The 27,000-nt window shown below is 39.9% G+C and carries 26 protein-coding genes; 11 read left to right on the plus strand and 15 right to left on the minus strand.

Going from position 1 to position 27,000, the window contains the following annotated elements; translation table 11 throughout:
- Positions 1-36 precede the first annotated feature (36 nt).
- The 3 genes from D1013_RS15895 to D1013_RS15905 all read right to left on the minus strand — a co-directional run bounded on the left by D1013_RS15895 (position 37) and on the right by D1013_RS15905 (position 4,614).
- Positions 37-1,080, minus strand: a complete 1,044-nt coding sequence (locus D1013_RS15895) for a quinone-dependent dihydroorotate dehydrogenase (RefSeq protein ID WP_121849767.1) — start codon at positions 1,078-1,080, stop codon at positions 37-39.
- Between the two features lie 116 nt (positions 1,081-1,196).
- Positions 1,197-1,640 (minus strand): hypothetical protein, encoded by a 444-nt coding sequence (locus D1013_RS15900; RefSeq protein WP_121849768.1) that lies wholly within the window; start codon positions 1,638-1,640, stop codon positions 1,197-1,199.
- Between the two features lie 118 nt (positions 1,641-1,758).
- Complete coding sequence (locus tag D1013_RS15905) at positions 1,759-4,614, minus strand: TonB-dependent receptor (protein ID WP_121849769.1); 2,856 nt, start codon at positions 4,612-4,614, stop codon at positions 1,759-1,761.
- Positions 4,615-4,754: 140 nt separating this feature from the next.
- Between D1013_RS15905 and pepT the strand changes: the two genes are divergently transcribed.
- Together pepT and D1013_RS15915 are read left to right on the plus strand one after the other, a co-directional pair.
- The gene (pepT, locus tag D1013_RS15910; protein ID WP_121849770.1) at positions 4,755-5,987 is read left to right on the plus strand and encodes a peptidase T; all 1,233 of its coding nucleotides are present in this window, start codon (positions 4,755-4,757) and stop codon (positions 5,985-5,987) included.
- A gap of 16 nt (positions 5,988-6,003) precedes the next feature.
- Entirely contained in the window at positions 6,004-6,603 is a 600-nt protein-coding gene (locus tag D1013_RS15915; protein ID WP_121849771.1) for a YdeI/OmpD-associated family protein, read from the plus strand.
- A gap of 57 nt (positions 6,604-6,660) precedes the next feature.
- Here the strand turns inward: D1013_RS15915 and D1013_RS15920 are convergent, their stop codons facing one another.
- The 4 genes from D1013_RS15920 to nusB form a co-directional block, all read right to left on the minus strand.
- On the minus strand, positions 6,661-8,010 hold the full coding sequence (locus tag D1013_RS15920) for a Gfo/Idh/MocA family protein (protein ID WP_121850765.1): 1,350 nt from the start codon (positions 8,008-8,010) through the stop codon (positions 6,661-6,663).
- 109 nt (positions 8,011-8,119) lie between these two features.
- Positions 8,120-8,407 carry a preprotein translocase subunit YajC gene (yajC, locus tag D1013_RS15925; protein WP_121849772.1) on the minus strand — a complete coding sequence of 96 codons (288 nt, stop codon included), beginning with the start codon at positions 8,405-8,407 and terminating at the stop codon, positions 8,120-8,122.
- Positions 8,408-8,427: 20 nt separating this feature from the next.
- A complete protein-coding gene (locus tag D1013_RS15930) occupies positions 8,428-8,901 on the minus strand; it encodes a DUF1573 domain-containing protein (RefSeq protein WP_121849773.1) in 474 nt (157 codons plus the stop codon).
- Positions 8,902-9,037: 136 nt separating this feature from the next.
- Entirely contained in the window at positions 9,038-9,985 is a 948-nt protein-coding gene (gene nusB / locus D1013_RS15935; RefSeq protein WP_121849774.1) for a transcription antitermination factor NusB, read from the minus strand.
- Between the two features lie 298 nt (positions 9,986-10,283).
- Between nusB and D1013_RS15940 the strand changes: the two genes are divergently transcribed.
- From D1013_RS15940 to D1013_RS15950, 3 genes are all read left to right on the plus strand, one after another.
- Positions 10,284-12,038, plus strand: coding sequence for an ABC transporter ATP-binding protein (locus D1013_RS15940; protein WP_121849775.1), 1,755 nt, complete (start codon positions 10,284-10,286; stop codon positions 12,036-12,038).
- Between the two features lie 70 nt (positions 12,039-12,108).
- Positions 12,109-12,486 (plus strand): PUR family DNA/RNA-binding protein, encoded by a 378-nt coding sequence (locus tag D1013_RS15945; RefSeq protein WP_121849776.1) that lies wholly within the window; start codon positions 12,109-12,111, stop codon positions 12,484-12,486.
- Between the two features lie 131 nt (positions 12,487-12,617).
- A complete protein-coding gene (locus tag D1013_RS15950; protein ID WP_121850766.1) occupies positions 12,618-15,140 on the plus strand; it encodes a M14 family metallopeptidase in 2,523 nt (840 codons plus the stop codon).
- Positions 15,141-15,163: 23 nt separating this feature from the next.
- Here the strand turns inward: D1013_RS15950 and D1013_RS15955 are convergent, their stop codons facing one another.
- From D1013_RS15955 to D1013_RS15965, 3 genes are read right to left on the minus strand one after another with little or no spacing between them, the layout of a single operon-like run.
- Positions 15,164-16,162, minus strand: a complete 999-nt coding sequence (locus D1013_RS15955; RefSeq protein ID WP_121849777.1) for a lysophospholipid acyltransferase family protein — start codon at positions 16,160-16,162, stop codon at positions 15,164-15,166.
- Positions 16,163-16,194: 32 nt separating this feature from the next.
- Complete coding sequence (locus tag D1013_RS15960) at positions 16,195-17,115, minus strand: bile acid:sodium symporter family protein (RefSeq protein WP_121849778.1); 921 nt, start codon at positions 17,113-17,115, stop codon at positions 16,195-16,197.
- 3 nt (positions 17,116-17,118) lie between these two features.
- Positions 17,119-17,457 carry a tRNA-binding protein gene (locus tag D1013_RS15965; RefSeq protein ID WP_121849779.1) on the minus strand — a complete coding sequence of 113 codons (339 nt, stop codon included), beginning with the start codon at positions 17,455-17,457 and terminating at the stop codon, positions 17,119-17,121.
- A 103-nt stretch (positions 17,458-17,560) separates the two neighbouring features.
- Between D1013_RS15965 and D1013_RS15970 the strand changes: the two genes are divergently transcribed.
- The gene (locus D1013_RS15970; protein WP_121849780.1) at positions 17,561-18,115 is read left to right on the plus strand and encodes a thioredoxin family protein; all 555 of its coding nucleotides are present in this window, start codon (positions 17,561-17,563) and stop codon (positions 18,113-18,115) included.
- Between the two features lie 27 nt (positions 18,116-18,142).
- On the opposite strand, the gene D1013_RS15975 is transcribed toward D1013_RS15970, so the two are convergent.
- Positions 18,143-18,688 (minus strand): YfiT family bacillithiol transferase, encoded by a 546-nt coding sequence (locus D1013_RS15975; RefSeq protein ID WP_121849781.1) that lies wholly within the window; start codon positions 18,686-18,688, stop codon positions 18,143-18,145.
- A gap of 111 nt (positions 18,689-18,799) precedes the next feature.
- Between D1013_RS15975 and D1013_RS15980 the strand changes: the two genes are divergently transcribed.
- The 4 genes from D1013_RS15980 (at position 18,800) to D1013_RS15995 (ending at position 21,165) form a co-directional block, all read left to right on the plus strand.
- Positions 18,800-19,438 (plus strand): peroxiredoxin, encoded by a 639-nt coding sequence (locus tag D1013_RS15980; protein WP_121849782.1) that lies wholly within the window; start codon positions 18,800-18,802, stop codon positions 19,436-19,438.
- Positions 19,439-19,606: 168 nt separating this feature from the next.
- A complete protein-coding gene (locus D1013_RS15985) occupies positions 19,607-20,455 on the plus strand; it encodes a hypothetical protein (RefSeq protein ID WP_162987929.1) in 849 nt (282 codons plus the stop codon).
- 5 nt (positions 20,456-20,460) lie between these two features.
- On the plus strand, positions 20,461-20,841 hold the full coding sequence (locus tag D1013_RS15990) for a hypothetical protein (RefSeq protein ID WP_121849784.1): 381 nt from the start codon (positions 20,461-20,463) through the stop codon (positions 20,839-20,841).
- A 129-nt stretch (positions 20,842-20,970) separates the two neighbouring features.
- Complete coding sequence (locus tag D1013_RS15995; RefSeq protein ID WP_121849785.1) at positions 20,971-21,165, plus strand: cold-shock protein; 195 nt, start codon at positions 20,971-20,973, stop codon at positions 21,163-21,165.
- Positions 21,166-21,606: 441 nt separating this feature from the next.
- Here the strand turns inward: D1013_RS15995 and D1013_RS16000 are convergent, their stop codons facing one another.
- From D1013_RS16000 to D1013_RS16010, 3 genes are all read right to left on the minus strand, one after another.
- Positions 21,607-22,539: a peptidylprolyl isomerase gene (locus D1013_RS16000; RefSeq protein ID WP_121849786.1), complete on the minus strand. Its 933-nt coding sequence runs from the start codon at positions 22,537-22,539 to the stop codon at positions 21,607-21,609.
- An 88-nt stretch (positions 22,540-22,627) separates the two neighbouring features.
- The gene (locus D1013_RS16005; protein WP_121849787.1) at positions 22,628-24,025 is read right to left on the minus strand and encodes a M20/M25/M40 family metallo-hydrolase; all 1,398 of its coding nucleotides are present in this window, start codon (positions 24,023-24,025) and stop codon (positions 22,628-22,630) included.
- Positions 24,022-24,906, minus strand: a complete 885-nt coding sequence (locus tag D1013_RS16010) for a PPK2 family polyphosphate kinase (RefSeq protein WP_121849788.1) — start codon at positions 24,904-24,906, stop codon at positions 24,022-24,024. Before D1013_RS16010 ends, D1013_RS16005 begins: the two co-directional genes overlap by 4 nt.
- A 196-nt stretch (positions 24,907-25,102) precedes the next feature.
- Here D1013_RS16010 and D1013_RS16015 point away from each other — a divergent pair, with 196 nt between their 5' ends.
- Positions 25,103-25,795, plus strand: coding sequence for a hypothetical protein (locus tag D1013_RS16015; RefSeq protein WP_121849789.1), 693 nt, complete (start codon positions 25,103-25,105; stop codon positions 25,793-25,795).
- A 39-nt stretch (positions 25,796-25,834) separates the two neighbouring features.
- On the opposite strand, the gene D1013_RS16020 is transcribed toward D1013_RS16015, so the two are convergent.
- Positions 25,835-26,998, minus strand: a complete 1,164-nt coding sequence (locus D1013_RS16020; RefSeq protein WP_121849790.1) for a sigma-54-dependent transcriptional regulator — start codon at positions 26,996-26,998, stop codon at positions 25,835-25,837.
- Positions 26,999-27,000: the final 2 nt, after the last annotated feature.

Below are 27,000 nucleotides of genomic sequence, written 5' to 3' on the forward strand. Positions count from 1 at the left end.
CTTCCGTTTTTAGGCATATACGGGCCATTAATTCCTCTAATTTTTTAGTCGGGATTTAATGGCCTTATTTATACTACCTACCAAAGATGGCCCCTCATAAATAAAGCCGGTGTAAAGCTGTATCAAATCTGCCCCGGCCTCAAGCTTTTCCAAAGCATCTTTAGGGCCATGAATACCTCCTACCCCAATAATCGGAAAGGCCTTATTGCTCTTTTCCGCTAAAAACCGAATGACTTCCGTACTTCTTGAGGTTAAAGGTTGACCACTTAAGCCACCTGTTTCTTTGACCAAATTTTTATCTGATTTTAGGTTTTCGCGACTAATCGTGGTATTAGTGGCAATTACCCCATCAATTTGGGTGTCCTTTACAATTTGAATAATATCCAACAATTGGTTATCCGTTAAATCTGGGGCTATTTTGAGTAAAATGGGTTTTTCCTTTACTGATAGATTTTTTGCCTTTAAAGTATTTTCTTGCTTTAATCTTTTTAACAAAGCGGATAAGGGTTCTTTATCCTGTAGTTCTCTGAGCCCTGGCGTGTTGGGAGAGCTAACGTTAACGACAAAATAGTCTACATGCTCAAACAAGGCATTAAAACAGATAAGGTAATCATTAACGGCCTCGTCGTTCGGGGTAACTTTGTTTTTACCAATGTTACCTCCGATAATTACGTTTTTATTGACCTTTAGGCGCTCGACCGCATCATTGACACCGGAGTTGTTAAACCCCATTCTATTGATAATAGCCTGGTCTTTTTTTAGTCTGAAAAGCCTCTTTTTTGGGTTTCCGGGTTGGCCTTTAGGTGTTAAGGTTCCTATTTCGATGAATCCGAACCCAAAACTGGAAAACTCGTTGTAGAGTTTTGCATCTTTATCGAAACCTGCTGCCAACCCCACCGGATTTTTAAATCGAATACCAAACACCTCTTTTTCAAGGCTAGAATCCTCATAATTATAGAGCATTCTAAAAATGGGCGTAAAGCCGATGGATGATAAAAAACGAACAAGTGAAAAAGTAAAATGATGGGCCTTTTCGGCGTCCATCTTAAATAATAAGGGCCGAATAAACGATTTGTACATAGAGTGCCTAGAGGTTTCGGCTAAAATACGAACTTAATTACCTTCATGTCTACATCTGAATACGAACTTATTCGCACTTAATTAACAAAGGAAAGAACGGCCTCACTTTGCAAAAATCAATTCTCTTCAGTCTCCGGTACTTCGTATTCCTTTGGGGTTATGTTTATAGGCCTTCTGTAAGCCTCTTTGCATAATTGAAGATAGCGCTCGTACTGTCTTGCGTTGAAGGTTTCTAAAAGTTTTTTATCAGCTTCTACCGACACCTTCACCAATTGGCTTTGCAACTCTTTGTATTTAGTGCCCATGGTAATCAAGTCTTCTTCTTTACTCTGAGGATGTTCAGCCAACAATAGTTCAATTTGCCCTTCTATAATCTTTGTTTCAGCGGCTAACATCTCTTGCTGTGTTTTCATCTCATCAATCTGTTCTTCATTGAGTTGAAAAATTTTCTTGATCATCAAGGAATCTTTTCCACCTATACCTAAAAAACAATCTTGTGAATGGCCGAAGTAGCCAATACAGCAAATAACCAAAAGAAAAGTGTATTTAAAAAAGCTCATATTCGAATAAGTCTTGTTTTGAATATAACCTCAATATTAATCAAAAATTATATCTTGAAACTATTGAAAACAAAAAGCCTACCCTAAGAGGTAGGCTTTTTAATATTTAGGGAGTTTTTTATTTTAAAGAAAAGTTGAGTCGGGCAAACAAGAAACGCCCTCCTATGCCAAATTGCTGCGCCCTTCTTGACCAATCGAAACGACCATCGCTTCGGTTACCGAAACTGGCCTCTGCCATATCCGGATAAATATCAAACAGATTGTTCGCCCCAATAGTCAGGGTAAGCGCGTCGGTAGCTTTATAACCAATAGAAAGGTCTGTAACCAACTTAGTGCCGAACACCTGTTGATTTGCGACCACCGTAGTAGCTTCCGTTACTTCACCAAAATATACATTTCTCAAAAACATGATCCAACGCGACGACGTAAGGCTGTTGGACAGATTTACTTTGGTTCTTGGTACCGCTTCCTCTAAATAAACCCGACTATCCTCCGGAAAATAAGTATCAACCAACCCGGCATTTATCAAAACATCAGAAGCGTTGATATCACCTATTTGGTTGGTTCGAGAGAAAGTTCCTGCCAAATCGGATTTTAATCTCCATTGATCACCCAAAACGGTATTATGGGTAATGACAACATCTAGACCTCTTGACTCGGTATTGATGGCATTGGCAAAGAATGATGCCGCGGTAGCGTTTGCTTGCCTTAAGAGGTTATCTAATTCAGTGCCGGTTCCAGGACCTGAGAATTGACCAGTATATACAACCCTATCATTGATTTCGACATAATAACCGTCTACGGTAACCGTCAAATTAGCATCCGGTATTTTTGCGGTAAGTCCTAGACTCACACTTTTAGAAGTTTCCTCTTTTAATTCAGGAATACCTAAAAGATTGGCAGCACGACTATCATTCGCAAACGTGCCAACTTCTTGAGGGTTACCATTTTGGTCGAAAATGGTCGATGTCGAGTTGAAATTAATTTGATGCAATGATGGAGCCCTAAAACCAGTACTGGCAGCACCTCTAACATTTAAATTATCAGATACCTTATAACGGGTAGCAAGCTTAAAGTTGATTGTTGAGCCAAAATCGCTGTAATTTTCAAAGCGCGTAGCAAAACTTGCCAAAAACTTGTCAGTGAAATCAGCCTCTAAATCGATATAACCCGCCACACTATTTCTTCCTCTCGACAATTCATTGGTAGGACTAAAACCAGGAAACACCTGAGATCCACCTGGTCTTGCACTACCAAAGAAATCTTCAGATGGCTGCTGCGATGCCAAGGTGATTCTTTGGCCAGCAGCCGTATACTGGGCGTAAGAAGCCTCTTCACCAGCTACGATATCATAGTTTTCAACCCTATACTCCGCTCCAAAAGCAACGTTAAGACCAGACATTACATCATCAAAGAAGCGGTTAACATCAAGGTTCGAAGTGTTTTGGGCAAAAGAGAACCCTCCAGCATCAAAAAATGTAGGGGATGCATTTTGCATTGATGCATTGAAAGTGTTGCCAATGGTGTATAGAAATGAGTTTTTGCCGTAAGTATTGCTTAAATCGACATTCCACTCATTTACCTTTCCTCGTATACCAACGGAAAGCGATTGATCCTTTATAGTAGAATTGATTTCTGGTAAAAAACCATTGATATAAGCGGGTGTGTACGTTCTACTTTGATTGGGTAAGCGATAGAACCCTGCTGAATTACCGGTTCTTGAGCTAATGCCCGCAAACGAATATACCTCTGTTCCGTTTTCATCTAACGGCAGGGCGAAATTGGCGAACAGTCGACCTCCTCTTAAAGCTGATTGCCCTACCCTCATATTGTAATCACTTCGTTGCTGGTTTCTAGCTGCCAATTCAGACTCAGTTGCATCTTGAGAAAGAATAGGTCTCAATTCTTCTTTGGTAGTAGCGCCGTTCAAATTTATACCAGCTTGGTTGGCATATTGAATAACATCGGTTACATCATCATCCAGCAATGCTGATAAATCATATCCATCGTTATTGGCAAAGCGCTCAACTACATTATATTGATTGAATATCCCGCCTTCCCATTCTTTCATTCTGCTATAATCTTCACGAACATCAAAATCACCTGAGAAATTTAGGTATCCGCCATTTTCGCCCAAAGCAAGGCCGTAACTGGCCGCTACATTCGTGGTCTCCCCGTCAACACCTCCGGTTTGGTCGTTGGCATTTTTTGAAAAATTGGCTCCTGTAGTTATTGTAGTGTTCAACTCATTTACCGATTTATTTAAAACAATATTGATTACCCCGGCAATGGCATCAGAACCGTACTGGGCCGCAGCACCATCACGCAACACTTCTATTCGCTGTATGGCGGAAGCAGGAATGGCGTTTAAATCGGTACCCACACTACCTCTACCAAAAGTTCCGTTTACGTTAATAAGCGATGAAGTATGACGCCTCTTTCCATTAATAAGCACCAAAACCTGATCAGGTCCCAATCCTCTTAAAGAAGCCGGATCAATATGGTCGGTACCATCTGAAATAGTTTGGGTATTAGAAGTGAACGATGGCGCAACGTAGTTCAATATCTGGTTTAAGTTCACCTGCGGTGCCACGTTATTAAGTTCTTTCATATCGATAACGTCAACTGGCACGGTGCTTTCGGTAGCTGTTCTATTGGGGTTACGAGAACCGACAATAACAACTTCCGATAAAGACACTCCCGAAGTCAGTGTTATGCTCATATTGGGTTGGGCAGAGACCTCTTTAGTTTCAAATCCGATATACGAGACGACCAAGGTATCGCCCACCTCGGCATCTAGCGAAAAAATTCCGTCGAAGTCGGTAGTTGATCCCGTTGTTGTACCTTTGACCACTACCGAAGCCCCCGGTAACGGTGCTCCGTCGTCATCTACGACGGTTCCTGTAATTTGCGCATTCACCAATCCGAATGTTACAAAGCACAGTAAAAACAATGTGAATTTTAGCTGTTTCATATAGATGTGTTTAAGTTATGTTAACGGCAAGTTAATTAAAAAGATGTGATTTTAGTCAGATTTTATACCTTTCAGTATAAGAAATATGACACATTCGCAAGACTATCTACTATTTTTCAGTTTTATTTAAACTATCGTACATGCAACAAATTATTGATCGTTTTTTGGGTTACGTGCAAATAGATACACAGAGCGACCCGGAATCTAAAACAACTCCAAGCACCGAAAAACAATGGTATCTCGCCGATTTATTGGTAGAAGAACTTGAGAATATTGGTATGGAGGATGTGACCATAGACGACAATGCCTATATCATGGCTACTTTGCCCAGTAATATCAATGAAGAAGTGCCTACCATCGGCTTCATTTCGCATTTCGATACTTCTCCTGACTTTTCAGGAACTGACGTTAATCCGCAAATAATCGAGAATTATGATGGAAAAGACATTGTTCTAAATGCTATCGATCAAATCGTTCTCTCTCCCGATTATTTTGAAGACCTAAAACAATATAAGGGACAGACCCTTATTACAACAGACGGCTCTACATTGCTTGGAGCGGATGATAAAGCGGGAATTACCGAGATTGTTACCGCGATGGAATATCTTATCAACCACCCTGAAATCAAACACGGTAAAATTAGAATAGGCTTCACGCCCGATGAAGAAATCGGCAGGGGTGCCCATCTGTTTGATGTCGATAAATTTGGTGCGGACTGGGCCTACACCATGGATGGTAGTCAAATTGGGGAACTCGAATACGAGAATTTTAATGCCGCTAAGGCTAAAGTTACGATTAAAGGTAAAAGTGTGCACCCAGGGTACGCCAAAAATAAAATGGTGAATGCCATCAGTATTGCCAATGAATTTTTAGGTATCCTTCCTCCTGAAGAAACCCCACAAAACACCGAAGGTAGAGAAGGTTTTTTTCATGTACACCATATCAAGGGCGAAATCGAGTTGGCCACCTTTGAATTGATCATAAGGGACCATGACCAGACACTTTTTGAAAAAAGAAAGCAACTTTTAAGAGATATCGCTCTTCAATTGAACTCGATGTACGGCAATTGCATTGATCTCGAAATCAACGACCAATACTTTAATATGAGGGAAAAAGTAGAGCCTGTTTTTCATATTGTAGAGATAGCTCAATTGGCTATGGAAGCCGTAGGTGTAACCCCTATAATAAAACCTATTAGGGGAGGTACTGATGGCTCTCAATTGAGTTACAAGGGGTTACCTTGCCCCAATATTTTTGCTGGCGGGCATAACTTTCATGGTAAATATGAATATATACCTGTAGAGAGTATGAAAAAGGCGGTTGATGTAATCGTAAAAATTTGCGAACTTGTAGCTACTCACGGTAGAAACTAAATTTATTTCAATCGCAATGGAAAAAGCTGAAAAGATTGAACGGTTTTATGAAGAAGAACACCCTTTTAAATCGGCCGTAGCCCTTCTTCGAGAACTTGCACTTAAATCAGAGCTTGAAGAAACCTTTAAATGGAGTTTTCCCACCTATACCCTAAATGGTAAGAATGTCATGGCCGTAGGTAAGTTCAAGAACCATTTTGGGGTTTGGTTCTTCAACGGAGTATTTTTGAGCGACCCTTTGAACGTTCTGGAGAATACCCAAGAAGGAAAAACGCAAGCAATGCGCCATTGGAAATTTTATTCAGAAAGTGATATTGATTCGAATGCTGTGGCCGGTTACATTAATGAGGCCATCAAAAACCAAAGAGACGGCAAGGTTTTAAAACCTGCTAAGAAGACAAAAACGGAGACTTTACAAATTCCTGATTTGTTACAAAAAAGTTTGGATGACCACCCAGAGCTGAATACGGAATTCAATAGTATGTCGCCTTACAAACGAAAAGAGTACATCGAATATATAGAAACTGCCAAAAGGGAAAGCACAAAGTTATCGCGCCTAGAAAAAATCGTACCCATGATTTTGGAAGGAAAAGGTCTTAACGACGCCTACCGATAAAAAAACCGGGGACATAAGAATATGTCACCGGTTTCTAATTTTTGATTCTAATTTATATTACACCATAGGCAGTTTCCATCCGTTTTTGTAATTGGCCATTAGATATTGATTCGCTTCGGTCTGCTTAAACTCAGCTTTTGACTCATCCCAATAAATTCTATTTCCTGTTTTAAAGGCCACATTGCCCATATGCGACACCAAAGCGGCATCATAGCCTACTTTGATAGGTGCGTTCAGTTTTGATGCATCTCTGCTTTTAACAGCTTCGATGAAATTGGCGGTATGAAGGTCAAGACCACTGGCATTTCCTTTATCCTTTGAAATGGCTTCCATTTTTGGTATTCCGTCTTTACCCCAACCTTGAAACTCTTCTTCCGGAATAACCTCCCAACCGTTACGGTCTACAACCAAGGTTCCCATATTACCAATAAAAGCAATACCATGATTTCTCCCATAGTTTCCACCATCTATACCTGTGGCGTGTTCCCATAGAAGTGAAAAGCCATCATATTCGAAAACCGTCTGCAGAGTATCGGGTGTTTCAGAGGCATCATCGGGGTAAGCAAACTTACCTCCCAAAGCCATTACCGACTTGGGCGTACCAGCTTTCATACCATAGAGGGCATAATCAATCAAATGCACCCCCCAATCGGTCATGAGGCCACCCGCATAGTCCCAAAACCAACGAAAATTGAAATGAAAACGATTGGCGTTAAAAGCTCTTTCCGGTGCCGGACCCAACCACATCTTATAATCTACACCAGCAGGAGCTGTACTATCGGGTACCACAGGCACTGGTTTCATCCAACCTTGATAAGCCCAGGCCTTGGCCAAACGAATCTCTCCCAACTTGCCCGAATGAACAAAATCGATAGCGTCGACGAAATGGGGCTGGCTTCTTTGCCATTGCCCGATCTGAACCATTCGATCACTGGCCCCAACATAATCAAGCATTATATTCGCTTCTTGAACAGAATTGGCAATCGGTTTCTCGCAATAAACGTCTTTACCTGCCTGCAAAGAATCTGTCAACTGAAGGCAATGCCAGTGATCGGGAGTACCAATGATTACTACATCAATATCTTTATTCTCTAATAGTTTACGATAATCTTTATACCAAATAGGCTTTTTAATACCTGCTTTTTCAAGGTCAGCTGTTCTTTTTTTCAATACATTTTCGTCAACATCGCAAAGGCCAATAACATCAATTTCATTGAGTTTAAGCATTGAACTCAGGTCACTAAAGCCCATTCCGTTGCAGCCTATTAAACCAACATTGATTCGATCATTAGCTCCCACCCTTTTTCTCATAGATGCCAATAGCTCCATTGGGAACATAAAAGCAGCCCCTGAGCCGGCCAAAGCCAGTGATCCTGTTTTCAAAAATTTTCTTCGATTACCGTACATCATTTTGTATTTAAGTTGAATGTTCAAGATAAGGATTTATGAAGTAAATAGAGCGCAAAAAAAAGGCGTCACTAAAAATAGTGACGCCTTTTTATATCGGTAGAAATTTTTATTTCTTTTCGGGTGCGTTGAGCTTCTTACTCATTTCCATAGAAATGGCCGAACGATCAAATTTCAGTTTTCCTGCCATTGTTTCAAGAATGCATGAAAAATCTTTATCGTTCAACTCCATAATCTTTCCGTGCAGCCCACTTTTGGTTACTACCCTATCACCTCGCTTTAATTCAGCGGTAAATTTCTTCTCATCTTTTTGACGTTTGATCTGTGGACGGATCATAAAAAAATATGCCACCACAAAAATCAAGATCATCGGAAGAAATTGGCCTAAATCGCCCATAGTCTTTATTTTATCTTAATTTATTTCGATGTTGGCCCGACAGGCGCGGCATCTTTAGGATTAACAAATGCCTTAATACGTAACAATTCAGAACCTTTTTCAGTATTGGCATTAACCGTAATGGTTTTTGTAACCTGATTCTGGCCAGACCCGTTGAATTTTACCAAAAGCTCTCCTGTATCACCTGGAGCGATTGGTTCTTTTGGTGGATCCGGTACGGTACAACCACAAGAACTGGTAGCACTTGTGATGATTAAAGGCGCATTACCTGTGTTAGTAAACTTAAAGATGGTTTCTTGGGGCGTACCCTGCTCGATGGTACCGAAATCATGTTCTTCTTTCTCAAAAGACATGACAGGAACCTGCTTACCGGCCTCATCACGTTGGGCCGCTTCGGCAACATTGTCCGAATTTACCTTACTCGATGCATTTTCCTTACATGATACAAACGCCAATATGGAAAACACACTTAAAGTCAAAAGTGCTTTTTTCATGGTTATAATTTTATTTTAACAGCAAAATTAATGAATTAATTATATAAGATAGAGGGCAGAACCGTTAAGAAATCCAATGAATGACAGAAAAAGGGTTTAAAACACTTCAAATTCGCCATTTCATAAACAGCATAATTTACATTAAACCACGTCCTATTTTATTGAGCTTGCCTGTTGACTTGTACTCTTTTACCAACTTATCCAAAATTCCATTGATAAAAATACTACTCTTCGGAGTAGAGTATTCTTTGGCAATCTCGAGGGCTTCATTAATGGTCACTTTTTCAGGAATAGATGGAAAACTCAATAGTTCGCAAATAGCCATTTTTAGTAGAATGCCATCAATATCAGCTATACGGTCTTTATCCCAATTAGGGGTCTTACCTTCAATTTCCTTGGTCCATTGAGCATCATGAAGCAAAGTCTTGGTCAACAGTTTCTTTGCAAACTGCATATCGTCATCATCCTTTAAAAGCTTAGGCAAAAAGAAACTCTGCGGATGCGTCTCTTTGACCTTTTTCAAAAGCTTTAAAATGAATGTATTTACAATCGGAAAATCATCGACCCAGGTGAGTTTGTCATCCTCAAAATAATCATAAATCTTTTCGTTGGGCGCAACAATGTCTTTGAACAAGGTCGTAACGAACTCTTTGTCTTCGGCATAACTGCTTTCGGTCGATTTCATGTATTCAACGTAGGCATCGCTCTCAACCATATCTTTATAGAGTATGCGTACATACTCATCGTTCAGATACCAATTATTAAGCTTTCGCTTCTTAAGCTCTGATTTCAGCGCTTCATTCTTAACAATCTGCAATAAAAGCCTATTGTTGATCAACTTCTCTTGATCAGGATATTTATCATCGGAAGTTGCCAAGTATTTCTTTGAAGAGAGTTGGAGTTGTTCTGAGGCACGCTGGTGCAATTCTATCATCAAACTTAAAATCAACAGATAAAGAGTATACATGCTATCGATACTATATCGAAGAAACTTTTCCTGTTTTTCCAAAGAGTCATCTTTTGACTGTGTCAGGGCATAAATGCATTGCATTACCTTTACCCTGATGTGCCTACGTGTTAGCATGTTAAAGAACTTTTTGTTGTAGTGTTGGTTTTGGCTTTCACGGGCACAAAAATAGCAATAAAACCAGTGGTAACATTTAAAAATTCGATTAAAAAATTGAAAAGTACGGCAGGTATTTTTTATGGATGAAATTCAATTGATTAGGCCACCACTTTTCGACCTATAATGGCCGACGCCGTAAAACCGCGATTTCAAAAATTTCTGCTCTACCTTATAACTTTTATAACATTCGCTTTTCTCTTAAAGCCCTATCTTTGGCCAATTGCTAAAACCCCTTAGCTGACTAGCCACCTTATCAATGAAGGAATTAAAGCACCTCAACAAGTATTTCAAAAAATACTGGAAAAAGCTTCTTATCGGACTTTTCATAACCATTGTAGCACGTATACTTCAATTGGTCATGCCTTCTTACGTAAAAGAATCGATAAAGGTCATTGAAGATTTTATTGCTTCCACCGTTACCGAATCTGAAGCCAAAACGCTACTGCTTGAATACATACTTATAATTGTAGGTGCGGCGTTACTTTCCGGGGTTTTCACTTTTTTAATGCGCCAAACCATTATTAACGTTTCGAGATATATCGAATACGACTTAAAAAATGAGGTTTTCGATCACTATCAATTGCTCAGTCTAAATTTCTACAAGAAAAATAGGACCGGTGATTTGATGAACCGTATCAGTGAAGATGTCTCACAAGTAAGAATGTATGCCGGGCCGGCTCTCATGTATGGTATAAATACCGCTACCCTCTTCATCTGCATTGTACCCATTATGTTCATAACAGCACCTACCTTGGCTGCTTACACATTGATTCCCCTGCCTATACTATCGGTGCTTATCTACAAAATAAGTAAAGTAATTCACGAGCGCAGTACCGTAGTTCAAGAATACCTCTCTACCCTCTCGACCTTTACCCAAGAGGTTTTTTCAGGAGTTTCGGTGATTAAGGCGTATGCTCTTGAGCCTCAGATTAACAACGACCTCGCCCTATTGGCGGTCGAAGGAAAAGATAAGAGCATGTCGTTAGCACGTGTTAATGCATGGTTCTTTCCGTTAATGGTTTTACTGATTGGGGTCAGTAATATTTTTGTAATTTATATCGGTGGGAAACAATTTTTAGATGGAGAAATCGAATCGGTCGGTGTCATCGCAGAGTTTATCATTTATGTGAACATGCTAACTTGGCCGGTTGCCATCATCGGATGGCTCACCTCGATAATCCAGCGAGCCGAGGCTTCGCAAAAACGCATCAATGAATTTTTGACCGAAAGCCCTGATATTCAAAATACGGTAACCGCTGAAACACCCATAACCGGTAAAATTGAGTTCAAAAATGTAAGCTTCACTTATGAAGACACTGAAATTACGGCCTTGAAGAACATTTCGTTTGCCATAAATACTGGGGAGACTGTTGCAATTTTAGGCAAGACAGGGTCCGGTAAGTCTACCATCTTAGATTTGGTCGCCCGTCTATATGACGTAAGCTCGGGTGAAATTTATATTGATAATACCCCTATCACCCATTTAAATCTCGAATGTCTTAGAAATGCTGTTGGGGCCGTTCCGCAAGATGCCTTTTTATTTTCCGATTCCATCAAGAACAATATCAAGTTCGGTAAAGAAACCGCTTCTGATGAAGAGGTTGTTCAAGCTGCCAAAGATGCGGTTGTACACACCAACATTCAAGGTTTTGCAAAGGGGTACGATACTGTGTTAGGGGAGCGTGGTATTACACTAAGTGGAGGTCAAAAACAAAGGGTCTCCATAGCCAGGGCGCTTTTGAAGGATCCTGTTATTTATTTATTTGATGATTGTCTTTCAGCTGTTGATACCGAAACAGAAGAAGAAATTCTCAACAACCTTAAAAAAGCCTCTAAACATAAAACCACTTTAATCGTAAGTCATAGGGTGTCATCGGCAAAGAACGCCGACCGAATTCTCGTACTCGAAGATGGTAGGCTTTTGCAAGAAGGTACGCACGAAGAATTGAACACTCAAGAAGGGTATTACAAAGAACTCTACGCCACCCAGCTATCCGAGAAAGAAAATTAGAAAATTTTGGCGTATTGACATTTTTTTCACATTTTTGATAGATTAACTATTAACTAGACATGATTTCGAGATGAGCGAAAAAGATGCAATGGACCAAGAGGAGATTTATTCCAAAGTTTTAAGAGCAGGGAGACGCACCTATTTTTTTGATGTAAGAAGTACGAAAGCCGGGGATTATTATCTGACCATCACCGAAAGCAAAAAATTTACACACGACGATGGTTCTTTCCATTACAAAAAACACAAAATCTATCTTTACAAAGAAGATTTTGCCGCCTTTAGAGAGAACGTTGAAGAAATGATGGACTATATCATTGATGAGAAAGGTACCGAAGTAATTTCTGAACGACATCAAAAAGATTTCAAAAAAGAAGAAGAGGAAGTAAGTAGCAACGGTGAGGTTAAAACAACCGATAGCTTTACCGATGTTAGCTTCGATGACATATAAATCTTCACATAAATTATAGGCCTCTTAATGGGGCCTTTTTTCATTTCATTTTTGGGCAAAGCCGCTCCGCATAAATTTATCCAAGCCACATTTGATTGGTTTTGGGTACATTTATAGGTAAAACTGCTCAAATGCGAAGTCTTTTCCTTCTTTCTTTTCTACTTGTTGCAACGTTTGCCAACGCACAACAAACAGTAGGGTTAGATTATTACCTCCCCGAGAACCTAACCTATAACAAAAACATTCCAAAACCTAAAGAGATTATTGGCCATGAGGTAGGTGAATGGCATGTTACCCACGACAAATTGTTTTTCTACATGACAGCACTTGCCAAGGCCAGTGAAAGAGTGAGTTTAATCAATCGCGGAAAAACCTTTGAAGGTCGCCCCTTATTGCTTCTTACCATAACTTCTGAGGGCAATCATAGTAGATTGGAAGAAATTCGAAATGAGCATATGTCACTTACAGAAGACTCTGGCAGGTCAAAATCTGTTGATGAAATGCCTGTTGTAATCTATCAAGGTTTTTCAATTCACGGCAACGAACCCAGCGGATCCAACGCGGCGTTGGCCTACGCTTATTATCTCGCTGCCGCCGAAGGCCCTGAAATTGAGCAAATATTGAACAACACCGTAATTCTACTAGATCCTTCTTTCAACCCCGATGGCCTTCAGAGATTTGCACACTGGGCCAATACCAACAGACCTGTAAGCCCTAATACCGATCCAAACGACCGAGAATACCATGAGGCTTGGCCAGGAGGGCGAACCAATCATTATTGGTTCGACATGAACAGAGATTGGTTGCCCGTTCAACTACCCGAAAGCAGGGCGAGAATAGAAACTTTTTACGAGTGGATGCCCAATATATTGACCGACCATCATGAGATGGGCACTAATTCTACATTTTTCTTTCAACCCGGGGTACCTTCACGAGTGCACCCATTAACCCCTAAAACCAATCAAAGCCTTACTGCCGAAATAGGAAGTTATCACGCAAAGGCCCTTGATAAAATCGGCTCACTCTATTATTCTGAAGAGCAATATGATGATTTTTTCTATGGAAAGGGCTCGACCTTTCCGGATATTACCGGGGGAATCGGAATTCTCTTTGAACAGGCCAGTTCAAGAGGGCACGCGCAGGAAACCGAAAATGGAGTTTTGACTTTTCCGTTTACCATTCGCAACCAAATGACCACTGCCCTTTCTACCCTCGAAGCAGCGAGTAATCTAAGGGTCAAACTGCTACAGTACCAACAGCAGTTCTATAAAGAAGTGGGGCTTGAGTCGGTCATCGGCCGATCGAGGGCGATCATGTTCGGCGATCAAAAAGACGCAGCCAAAGCTTGGCACTTAGTAGAAATTCTTCATCGACATAAAATTAAATTTCATGAACTGAAAGGAGACGTTCGAGTAAATGGCACCACTTATAAAAAAGGGCATAGTTATATCATACCCATGAGTCAAAAGAACCACCGACTCATTAAAGCTATGTTCGAAAAAAGAACCCAATTCAACGATAGCATTTTTTATGATATTTCGGCATGGTCATTTCCTTTAGCCTTCAACCTAGACCATACTGAAATTAGGTCCTTACAAAATGCCGGAAACGAGGTAGTGGAACTTCCCAATTTAAAGGGAGGTATAGAAGGTGATGGTGCTTATGGTTTTTTGTTCGAATGGAACGAATACTATACCCCGAAGGCCCTAAACGCTATTCTAGAAACCGGACTGAGAGCCAAGGTAGCCTTGAAGCCGTTTCAATTGAACGGTAAATCTTATGGATACGGAACTATTTTCGTGCCCGCAGCCAACCAAAATTTGAACTCCGCTACTATTCGCGAGAGGCTGAAGTCTATCGCCGAAGCAAGTTTTGTTCAAATGGATGCCATAGGTACGGGTCAAACCCAAGGCATTGACTTAGGCAGTAATGATTTTGAGACCCTAAAAAGACAGAAAATAGCATTGTTAACGGGTGAAGGCGTAAGGTCTTATGATGCCGGTGAAATATGGCACTTATTCGATACGCGATATGAAATACAACTGACAAAATTAGATGTAGCAAATCTAAGCAGTACCGATCTTCAGAAATACACCGATATTATTATACCAAGCCTTAGCGGAAAGACTTTATCAAAGGCCCATTGGAGCAAATTGAAAAACTGGGTCAAAAACGGGGGTTCACTTATAGGTTATCGTTCGGCTGCCAAACTATTTAACGACCGTGGACTCTTGACTTTAGATTTAAAAACCGATTCACTATCGGTAAAGAATATTTCGTTCGCCGAAAAGAAAAATTTTCATGGCGCCCAAGAAACAGGCGGCGCTATCTTTGGAGCCAAACTCGATTTATCGCATCCTATCAATTTCGGATTTGTTAACGACCATCTTCCATTATTCAGAAATACCAATATTTATATCAAACCTCATCGAGATAGCTATAATAACCCGATTCAGTACACAAATAATGCCCTCTTAAGCGGGTATATCTCAGAAGAAAACTACGTTTTGTTAAAGAACAGCGTACCTTTTCAAGTTGGTCGACTAGGCAAAGGGCGGGTAATGGCCTTCACAGACAATACCAATTTTAGGGCTTTTTGGTATGGTACTAATAAGTTGTTAATGAATGCCATCTTCTTTGGTGATTCTATGTAATATCAACTGACACCGTTAAGAAATCATCTTGTTCTAACATATAGAAAGTTAAAGGTGAAAATGGCCAATATGACCCCGATGGCAAGTAATATGTCAGCAAAAATGAAAAATGCGGCCCCTAAAATCAATAGATAGGAAGGATAGACTACCATAGCGTAAGCGAACCGCATGGTCGATAAAAATTCAGGCTCCCAAACTTTTGGTTTTACCAGAAAATACCACGGTAAGAGCCAAAGAATATTAAGTGTCTTGAAAAGCAAATCAAAAAAATTGAGCCCTTTTTTAATCGTACTTGAAGAATAGGTATTGAAGTCTAGATGTTGAATAGCATTATTTACCTCCTTCGGATTTAAAAAGTCAACTTTTTGATTTATAAGTGCCTTCTCTATGGCTTCATAATTACTTGCATCTTCAATATGGGTGGTCAGTTTTTTTAATTCTCCTGAAACAGCAAGTTTGAGTGCGGTGGTAGATTCATTTGCATTATGGACATCATAGAATCTCGAAGAGGCTATTGGTTTTCCATAGTACAGCGCGACCCTATCGGGGAACCTACCCTTCTCTTGATAGTTCAATCCAACGGGTACCAAAAGTATTTCTCCATTGGGATTTCCCCCCAAAGAATTAAAAACAATACGGGTGAAACCTTTGCTAAGAGGGCGAACCCTACGTCTTAAATTGTGATTTGCTTCTGGAAAAATGACAATAGCTTCTTCTTTTTTGAACAATTGGGCACATTGGTTAAAAACAACTTCATTATTTGCCAACGATTTTCTTCCATCTCGCATTCTATAAATAGGGATCATCCTCAAAAAAGCAAAGAACCCTTTTAGTACCTTTTTGCGAAAAATATCGGAGCGTGCTAGAAAATATGGTTTTCTTTGGCAATCGACTACTATCAGAAGAACATCCATCAGTGCCTTTTGATGATTGGGCAAAAAAAGTACAGCTCCATTTTTTGGAATATTCTCGAGACCATGTACCTCAATTTTCCCAAAATAAAAGTGAAGCGAAATTTTCATATATGCCTTCAATAAGCAATACCAAAAACTTTTCAAACCAATGTTTTTGATTTAATGGGTCTATAACCCCAAAAAGCAGCTAACGACAATCCGGAGATTAAATGCCAAATACCCCAAAAAGCGGCCAAAATAGCCATCCCACCCAAACCGTTGAAAAATGAAAAAATCAACAATAGGCCCAAGCCAGAGTTTTGAATACCAGTCTCAATGGTTATCGATCTTATTTCTTGAGGAGAAAGTCTTGCCAACGAAGCGATTGAAAATCCGGTAAAAAAAGCTAATAAATTATGAATGACAACAAGCCAAAAAACATAGAGAACGTAATCTAAAAAGACATCGACATTCTTGAACAAGGCTATAAAGATAAGGGCTATAAAGAATAGCAGTGAAATTATCTTCAATACCTTACCTACCTTAAGGGCCCACTCTTTTTTCCAATAATTGATGGCCAAACCAAGACACAAAGGCAGGCCTAGAAGTAGCAGAACCAATCTGATCATTTCAGAAGGAGAAACCGCAACATCTCGTAAAATCTCTGCCGTCGGGTCATAAAAACTGGCCCAAAGTTGGAGGTTTAGGGGAGTCATTACCACAGCCAATAAGGTTGCTGTAGCCGTCATACTAATTGAAAGTGCCGTATCTCCACCCGCTAAATGAGTTATAAAATTAGATACGTTACCTCCCGGGCAGGCGGCCACCATGAACATACCCATAGCAATACTGGCTATCGGTTCTAAGGTGTAGACCAAAAAAAAGGTAAGAGCAGGCAATAGTACGAATTGGCATACCACCCCAATAAAAATGGCTTTTGGGTTTTTAACTACTCTTTTAAAATCGTCAATAGATATTTCCAAGGCGATACCGAACATGACAAAAGCCAAAACAATGTTCAGTGCCCATTGAGAACGAGAATCAAAATTTAAGAGTACGCTATCTATTAATTCTTCATTCAAAGATTAAGAAATTTTTAGGCCATTGGCAACATTCGACTTAGGTTGTAGAAGTATGACCTCTTTGCCTTTGACGGCCCCCAATATAAGACATTCACTCATAAAATTGGCTATCTGCTTTTTAGGAAAATTGACAACGGCGATCACCTGGCAGCCAATAAGTTCTTCTTTCGAATAGCGAACGGTAATCTGCGCCGAAGTCTTTTTAACACCTATATCCTCGCCAAAATCGACATGTATTTGATAAGCTGGGTTTCTAGCCTCAGGAAAGTCGTTTACCTCAATAATAGTTCCTACGCGCATGTCGATTTTTGCAAAATCGCCCCACGAAATTTGATTTTCCATAAAATGAATCGTTTCTACTCAAAGTAGATTGGTTAAAATTGAAACCAAGATAGCAAAGCTTGGCGAAAAATACTTTTTACCTTTACGGTAAAAGAAACAGAACATGGCAAGAACACCCAGTAATATGCTTCCGTTAGGAACCCAAGCCCCAACATTCGAACTAGTTGATACTGTATCCGGTAATCGCGTAAAGCTTGAAAAAATACAGGGTTTAAAAGGAACTGTCATCATGTTCATTTGTAACCATTGCCCCTTCGTAAAACATGTTAACTTGACCGTTGCCGACCTTGCCAATAAATTTCAGCCAAAAGGAATTAAGTTTATCGCTATATCAAGCAATGATGTAGAAAACTATCCGCAAGATGCTCCGCATTTAATGAAAGAGACTGCCCAACAAGAGAATTATAGCTTTCCGTATCTCTACGACGAAACACAAACAGTGGCAAAAGATTATGATGCCGCCTGTACCCCAGATTTCTATCTCTTTGATTCGGCCATGAAATTGATCTATCGGGGACAACTTGACGATTCTAGACCCGGAAACGGTATTCCTGTCACAGGCAAGGATTTAACAGCTGCCATGAACGCACTATTGGAAAACAAAGAGGTTGATTCTGACCAAAAGCCGAGTATCGGATGCAATATTAAGTGGAAATAAACCATTCAAAGAAATCGGAAAGTAGTTTTACAACCAGCCCTCTCTCTTCAATAAATTCTTGATGTGGGCAAAATGGTGTTGGCTATGCCAAGCATATCTACCTACATTCTCTTCTAAACTGGTTGCTATATTGCCTTCAGGATGTAAAAACTCTCGCTTCAAAGCCTCATTCGACAGCCCCTTTATCAAATAGACCAATTTGGCGTGCACGGCACTCAAATGACTTAAAGACATATCGATAGGGGCGCTCTTGCTATCGAAAAGTTCGGCCCACGCTTTTTCATCATAAGCCTTTATCAATGGCCTATCTTCGGTTAAGGCCCACTTAAATCTTATATAACTATTATGATGGCTATCGGCCATGTGGTGCACAGTTTGTCTTACTGTCCACCCGCCAGGGCGGTATGGGGAGTCTAACTGTTCTTTGTTCAAGTTCTGCACCAAATTCTTCAATTTACCGGGCAACTCTTCTAAAACTTTGGTCCATTCGGCAATCATTTCAGTCGTAATCGTATCCGGTACAGTGAACTTACCGATTGGGTATTTTAAGCTTTCAAGTGTTGATGCATCCATAACCTAAATGTACTAAACTTTAATACATTTTTAACCATAAAACCATGCCCAACTCTTATTAATCTACTAATTTTATAGGGATTTAATTTTTAATCTAAAAACAAAACATATATGGCAACTATACGACTGGGCGACAAGGCCCCTGATTTTACAGCCGATAGCTCAATGGGCACCATTAACTTCTATGATTATTTAGGTGATGGTTGGGGTATTCTATTTTCTCACCCTGCAGATTTCACCCCCGTTTGTACTACCGAATTGGGTACTGCGGCCAAGTTCAAAGACGAGTTCGATAAAAGAAATGTAAAGATGCTCGCATTAAGTGTTGATGGAGCCAGTTCACACGCCGAGTGGATCAAAGATATCAACGAGGTTCAGAATACTACTGTGAACTTTCCTATTATCGCAGATGAGGATAAAAAAGTTTCAGATCTCTATGATATGATACACCCGAATGCAGATAATAATCTTACGGTACGTTCGGTTTTTATAATTGCTCCTGATAAAACGGTAAAATTGATTATCACTTATCCCGCTTCGACAGGTAGAAACTTTTATGAGCTTTTACGTGTAGTTGATTCGCTTCAACTTACGGCATACCATAAAGTGGCCACACCTGCCAACTGGAAAAAAGGTGAAAATGTGGTAGTTAGTCCAGCCATCAGCACAGAAGATGCCAAAGGCATATTCTCTAAAGGTGTTGAAGAAGTAAAACCATATTTACGAATGACACCCGATCCTACGGCTTAAAGATTTTAAGTTTGAGTTGAAAAAACCTTGCAATCGACTGCAAGGTTTTTTTATTTCCCTCCAAAATGACTTTTTCCTTCAAGGAAATTAGATGACCGATAAAAAATGAAATTAAATATGGAGTAAACCTGTCATTCTAATTAACTTGTAGTAAGAAAATTCGCTTCTATGCCAGGTAAATCTAGATATTTAATAATCACCATTGTTTCTTCTTTTATGTTGATGGGATGCTATGAACTCAAGCATGTAACCGAGTTCACTGAAACTTCTATAGAGGCCCTTCAGTCGTATGAAACACTTCCTCAGAGTTTCAATCAAATATGTAAAGAAGATTGTCAATTAAAACATGTCGCTAAATTCAACATTCATAGTACACAGTGTGATTGTTCTCCAGAGGTAAAAGCTGACAGTATCACCAACATCATCTACTCCACTTCACTAGAATATTTAAACGGATTGCTGGCTGTAAGCGACAAACAATTGGCCAAATACCAAACGGCAGACCTGACGACAACCTTGAGTACGGGTAATTATGGCTCGCTGAAGCTCAATGAAAATGATGTAAAGGCATATTCAACGCTATCTAGCCTTTTACTGAGAACTTTCTCAGGAATCAACCAAAGAAAAAAAATAAAGAGCTACGTAATTGATGGCTATCAACCATTTCAACAACTATTGACCTTCTTGGAACTGAATGTTCACGGTAATATTTATGGCAAACTTGAAGTACAAAAACAAAGCATCAAGAACTTTTATTTTGACCATGTAAACAACAAAAACCTTTCTACTTACGAACGCACCAAATTTGCCGAAGACTATTTTAATGCATTGAATAATATAGAAGCGCAGCAAAAAGAGCTTGACGTTTTCTCAGAAATATTATTAGAAATAAAGGCCGGGCACACCCTTCTTTATGAACATGTCGAGGGCTTGAAAAACGATGAAGTAAAGAGTGGTCTGGCCCGGTTGGGCTCTAGACTGTCTTTAGCAGTAAGAATAATATCCAATTTAAATTAACAGCCATGGCAAACCTTACATCTGAACAAGTAAAACAGCTCGCAGACGATTTATTGCACATGACCAATGCTGTAGGTGATTATAGATATGAAAATTTTGATAACCTTACAGAAGATGAAAACTCAGAACTAAAAGAGCTTCACAACCAATTGCTAGGGCAAACCACTGAACTTTATACGAAATCGGCACTACTTGTTATGAACGATGTTGATGAAAGTCTGAACGCCATTAGAACAATTACAGAAAAGACTCAGAACTTATATAAAAATCTAGGTGTTGTTCAAAAAGCTATTGATTGGGCAGCTAGAATTTTGGGAATGGCATCGGCCATTATTAGTTTAGATACTGATAATATTGCATCATCGATAAAAAACCTGCTTACTTGAATATTTTTTTACAAAAATTTCGCCTTTGTAGGGTAGAATATTATAAACTCTTAAAATATAACTTACAAAAAATCACTCATTTAAATTAATAACAGTACATTTGCGCTTTAATTAATTTAATTTTTTATTATGAGTAAAGGAACAGTTAAGTTCTTCAATGATTCAAAGGGATACGGCTTTATCACTGAAGATGGTTCAAGCGAAGATCACTTTGTACACATTTCAGGACTTATCGACGAAATTCGTGAAGGTGATGTTGTAGAATTCGAACTACAACAGGGTAGAAAAGGACTGAACGCGGTTAATGTAAAGGTAGTAGACTAGGACGCATAACTCTTTTTATACAGTATTTGCCCCAACTTTTAGTTGGGGTTTTTTATTGATAATCAACGGATTAGTCATCTTTTTCATACATTTGCTTACGTTTCGACGCAACCCCACCTTACTTTATGCATCTACTGGTTAGATTGCAAATTTCCCCTTCATTATTAATTGAACGAACTATGGCTACTTTCTTTGGTATTCTGTTTCTATTGTTAATAGTAAACATCGTATTGTTTCTGGTTAGCACGGACAGGGCTAAAAAATCGTGATTGGGAGATTTTTCCGTTAAATCTTCTATCATTTATTAAGTTGGTTTTGCCGAAAGGCAACTACTTGAAAATTCTATTTTCTTAATTCGAAAACAAGTTCTTTACTCTAACAACTATAAATAAAAATGCCCCAAAATATTTTGGGGCATTTTTTATATCTACCATGTTAGGTTTACTTTACATCCATCAACTCAACATCAAAAAGCAAAGGCGCATTAGGTGGTATTACCCCCCCTGCCCCAGAACTGCCATATGCTAATTCAGAAGGGATAACAAATCTCGCCTTGTCACCAACCTGTAGTAGGCCTATACCTTCATCCCATCCAGATATAACTTGCCCAATACCCAGTTTAAAATCTATGGGCTGGTTTCTTTTGTAAGAAGAATCGAAAACTTGACCACTCATTAAAGAACCTTCGTAATGAACGGATACAGTTTTACCTTTCTCCGCTTTGGCACCGTTACCCTTTTGAATGATTTTATAACGAAGACCGCTATCGGTACTATCAAAACCGGCAGAAACCTTATCTAATTCTGCCGCCTGTCTTGCCTTCTCGTCAGCAATACGCTGTTCTCTAGAGCTTTGAAAGGTTTTAAAGGCCGTAACTGCGTTCCAGCTTTCAGCTTCATCGCCAACTCGAACGATTTCAAGTGATTCTATCGTGTCGCCCTGAGCAACTTCATCTACCACTTCTTGTCCACTTTCAACATGCCCAAAAACGGTGTGTTTATTATCCAACCATGGTGTAGGACCGTGAGTGATAAAAAACTGGCTTCCATTAGTACCCGGACCAGCATTAGCCATTGAAAGAACTCCAGGGCCGGAATGTTTTAGATCAGGATGAAACTCATCATCGAATTTGTAGCCGGCATCACCCGTACCCGTACCTAACGGACACCCGCCCTGAATCATAAAATCAGGAATTACTCTATGAAATTTTAAACCATCATAGTAAGGCTCGCCTTTAGATTTCACCTTATTATCTTGGTTACCCTCTGCCAAAGCAACAAAGTTACCTACCGTACCAGGGGTCTTATCATGGGTCAATTTAACGAGAATTTCTCCTTTTGAGGTATTGAATTTTGCGTATATACCGTCTTGCATTTTGCTCTAATTTAAATGAGCCGCAAAGATAATGATTTTAGTTCGTTTTGGTCACTTGTAGAAGGCCATAGCAAACCCTGCAAAAGAATTAGCCTTTAATTTTTGTACCAGGAATAATACCATATTTATCAAAGAGATAGACAAGACTTGCCATACTGGCCGCACCAAGTTCCAACTCTCTTTTATTTACATGTTCGAAGGTATCGTTCTCAGCATGATGATGATCAAAATAGCGCTGCGAATCAGGCCGCAAACCGGCCAAAACCATTTCATTATTCTTCAACGGACCGATATCAGCGCCGCTATATCCCTTTTCAAACAGGTGTATTAGATAAGGCTCAAAAAGTTTCTTCCATTCTTGCACCCTCTCCAAATTGGCTTCTGAACAATCGAATGAAAAACCTCTTGGCGTGAATCCGCCCGCATCGCTCTCTAAAGCGAATATGTGCCTTTCGTTTTTGCTTTGGGCCACTTCTGCGTATTTATTTCCTCCTCGCAATCCATTCTCCTCATTCATAAAGAGAACTACACGAATGGTTCTTTTGGGCCTATAACCTGTTTTCTTCAGCAATCGTAACACATCCATGCTTTGAACGCAACCGGCACCATCATCGTGGGATCCATCACCCAAATCCCAAGAATCTAAATGTCCGCCAACTACCATCACTTCATTAGGGAATTCACTTCCTTTTATTTCACCGATAACATTGAATGATTCTACATCTTCAAACTGCTTACAATTCTGCCTTAAATAAAATTTTGTTTCAGGATTAAGCTTTAAAGTGGTACTCAATATTTCAGCCCCGTTAGTACTTATTGCTGCTGCAGGAATACGGTCTGAAACCGGCAAGTCTTCGTAACTCATAGAGCCTGTATGCGGGTAATCGTCTAGACGAAGATTCATCGAACGAACCACTACACCGACCGCACCGAGCTTTGCAGCCTCTGCAGCACCGGCATATCTTTGATCGACGCAACCCGAATAGGCATCGAATGTACTAATCAGAGTAGGATCCATTGGTCTGTTGAAAAATACAATCTTGCCTTTGATTTTATCGGGATCCATCTTCTTAAGGTCTTCCAACCCCGTTACTTCAACCAAACCTGCTTTTAAACCTCCGATAGGCGTAGCCACTGAGCCACCTAGAGCACAAACTGGAACGTTAGTCGACAAACCCGGGGAAGTCTCGAAATAGGCGAATTCCGGTGTACCTCTCACCCATTTGGGCACCATCACCGGTTGAAGCCAAACCCGATCAAGGCCTAGAGAGTCTAACTGTGCCTTCGTATATTCTACAGCTTGTTGAGCCTGAACAGATCCGGATAGACGACCACCGATTTGATTTGACAAGTGGTTCAACCAATCATAGGCCTTACCCTCTGTTAAGGCGGTTTTAAATAATTTATCGATTTGTTCGGCGTCTGCAGATTGGGCCTGACCCAAGATCGACAAGCTTAAAAAAAGGATTAAGAAGGCTTTCTTCATTCTTTCTCGTTTTCTAACTGTTGTTTATAGGCATCTAAGTTAGCCTTAATTTTATCGTCGAGCTCGGGCTCTCTTATATCTTTGTATTTTTTTAACTCTTGCAATAATATGGAGGCAACACTTAACCTAGCGGCCTTTTTGTTATCTGCCGGTATAATATACCAAGGCGCATGAGCTTTTGAAGTACGGTTGATCGCATCTTCATAATACGTCTGATACTGATCCCATAATTTTCTTTCATCAAGGTCTCCAGGTGAAAATTTCCAATTTTTTCGTTTCAATGCCAACCTTCTCAAGAGACGTTGTCGCTGTTCTTCTTTGGATAGGTGAAGAAAAAATTTGAATACAATGGTACCGTTTTCCGCAATGTGTCTTTCAAAATCATTGATCTGCTCAAAACGTTTATCCCAAAAGGCATTATCGACATCTTCTACCGAATTAACATCAGGTAAAAGTTCGCCTAAAATATATTCAGGGTGAACCCTTGTGACCAGTACATTTTCGTAGTGGGTACGATTGAACACACCAAATTTGCCCCTTGCGGGCAAAGCAATATAATGCCGCCACAGATAATCATGTTTACGCTCTAATTCAGTGGGTACTTTAAAACTGTGTACTACCACACCTCTGGCATTGAAGTCTTTAAACACCTCTCTTATCAAACTATCCTTTCCTGCAGTATCCATTCCTTGCAAGCATACCAGAACACCGTACTTACCGTGGGCATAGAGTGTATCTTGAAATTCACCCAAGGCTTCTCTTACCTTTTCCAGTTCTTTCTTTAATTCTTTATCGGTGGCCCCGAAGTCTTCGTAAGTAGACTTTTGAGAGAGCTGCACGGCCTTCTCTGCCTTAAATGAGATGATTTTTGATGTATCCATAGGTGGAATATAAAATATAATGTCGTTGAAAGGCCAAAATCGTTAAAAAAAATGACGGTTTAACAATGAAATAGGGGCTTTCATCCAAAAACAGGCTTCCAGAGTGCCATCCATCGAAAAAAGTATGACGTAACGGTCTCACAATGTTAATTTTACACCGTAAAACGCCCAAATTTTACGACCGAATTATCTGGCTATGAAGCACCTAAAGTACATATTGTATCTGTTTACTATTGGTATATTATCTTCTTTCAATACCAACCAGTCATGCAATTATGCCAGCTCGAACATTAGTTATGTCAAGACCGAAATAGAAAAGGCTCTTGATATGAGTGATTTACAATTATCTCGTTTTCATACCTACAAGGCAATCAATGCCATAGAAAAAACGAAGCTTGATTTGGAAAAATGTGGCTGCGAATATGCCATCGACACTATCTCTGAAGGAAGCGAACATCTTAAACTAGCTACTAAGACATCAACATTGGCCAGTACCAATATTTTGCTCAACAAAGCGTTGGAGGAAACCAAATCGGCCCTAGAGTCTTTAGATGAGCATGAGGGTCACATAAGCGTTTATGGCAATGATCAGTTAAGCTTAAATACAGTGAATCCTCATGGAGAGAAAAAAATAACTTATGAACCACCCTCCGAAAAACTCTTAAGACAAAAGGTTGACTCTTCATTAGCGTCTTACCGTAAATCGTTGGACAAAGTTGTTTCTACAGTAAACTGTGTTGAAGCTAGAGCTTACGCCAATCGCATTTTCGAATTTTGCGAGCAGCAGTTACTTAAACCTAACCTTTCGGAAGGGAAAAAATACTATAATCTGAAAACCAAAGAAATAACCGCAGAGGCGTTGACCAAACTTGGTGAATGCGGCAAATAAGTCAATACCAGAATTTTATAGGAGGAGCTTATTTAGTTCTTATTTGCTGGCAAACAGTTTTACGTCTTCTTCGCTGACTTCTTTTCCTCCCAGTATGATAAGGCGCTCCACCACATTTCGAAGTTCCCTTATATTACCCGTCCAGTCATAACTCTTTAAGAGTTTTATCGCCTTTTCGGAAAAAGATTTAGCGCCTACCCCCTGCTCTTCTGAGATTTTTTTTGCAAAATGGTCAATTAGAAGTGGTATATCATCACGTCTATCATTTAATGCAGGCACTTTAATCAAAATTACGGCCAATCGATGATACAGATCTTCCCTGAAACGGTTTTCCTCAATTTCTTTCTTCAAGTCTTTGTTGGTTGCCGCCACGACCCGAACATCCACCTTAATATCTTTATCGGTACCTACCCTGCTAATTTTATTCTCTTGCAAAGCGCGCAATACCTTAGCTTGTGCAGAAAGACTCATATCCCCAATCTCATCAAGAAATATGGTTCCTTTGTTGGCAGCTTCAAATTTTCCGGCCCGATCTTTAACGGCCGAAGTAAAGGCCCCTTTAACATGACCGAAAAGTTCGCTTTCTATGAGCTCCGACGGAATTGCAGCACAGTTCACTTCTATGAATGGCGCCGAACTACGTTGGCTTTTTTGATGCAACCAGTGGGCCACCAATTCTTTTCCGGTACCGTTTGAGCCAGTAATCAGCACCCTAGCATCGGTCGGTGCCACCTTTTCAATCATATCCTTTATGGCCGAAATTTCAACACTATCGCCCACCATTTCGTAGTTTTTACCCACCTTCTTTTTAAGGATGCGGTTTTCTGCCACTAGCTCTTTTCTATCAAGAGCGTTGCGAACGGTGGTTAACAGTCTGTTTAAATCTGGTGGTTTTGAAATATAATCGAATGCGCCTAACCGCATTGTATTGACTGCGGTATCTAAATCTCCATGACCCGAAATCATGATAAAAGGAACTTCGGCCTTGATTTTTTTTGCCGCCTGAAGCACCTCGACTCCATCCATTTTTGGCATCTTTATATCACAAAGCACCAAATCATAATCATTATTCTTAATGGCTTCCAGACCTTTTAAGCCATCTTCGGCTTCGTCTAATTGGTACGAGTCACTTTCTTCAGACAATATTTTAATTAAAACGCGCCTAATCGCCGCCTCATCTTCAATTACCAGTATTTTGGACATAT

It is taken from the genome of Euzebyella marina, assembly GCF_003687485.1.
In the GTDB taxonomy this organism is placed as follows: Bacteria; Bacteroidota; Bacteroidia; order Flavobacteriales; family Flavobacteriaceae; genus Euzebyella; species Euzebyella marina.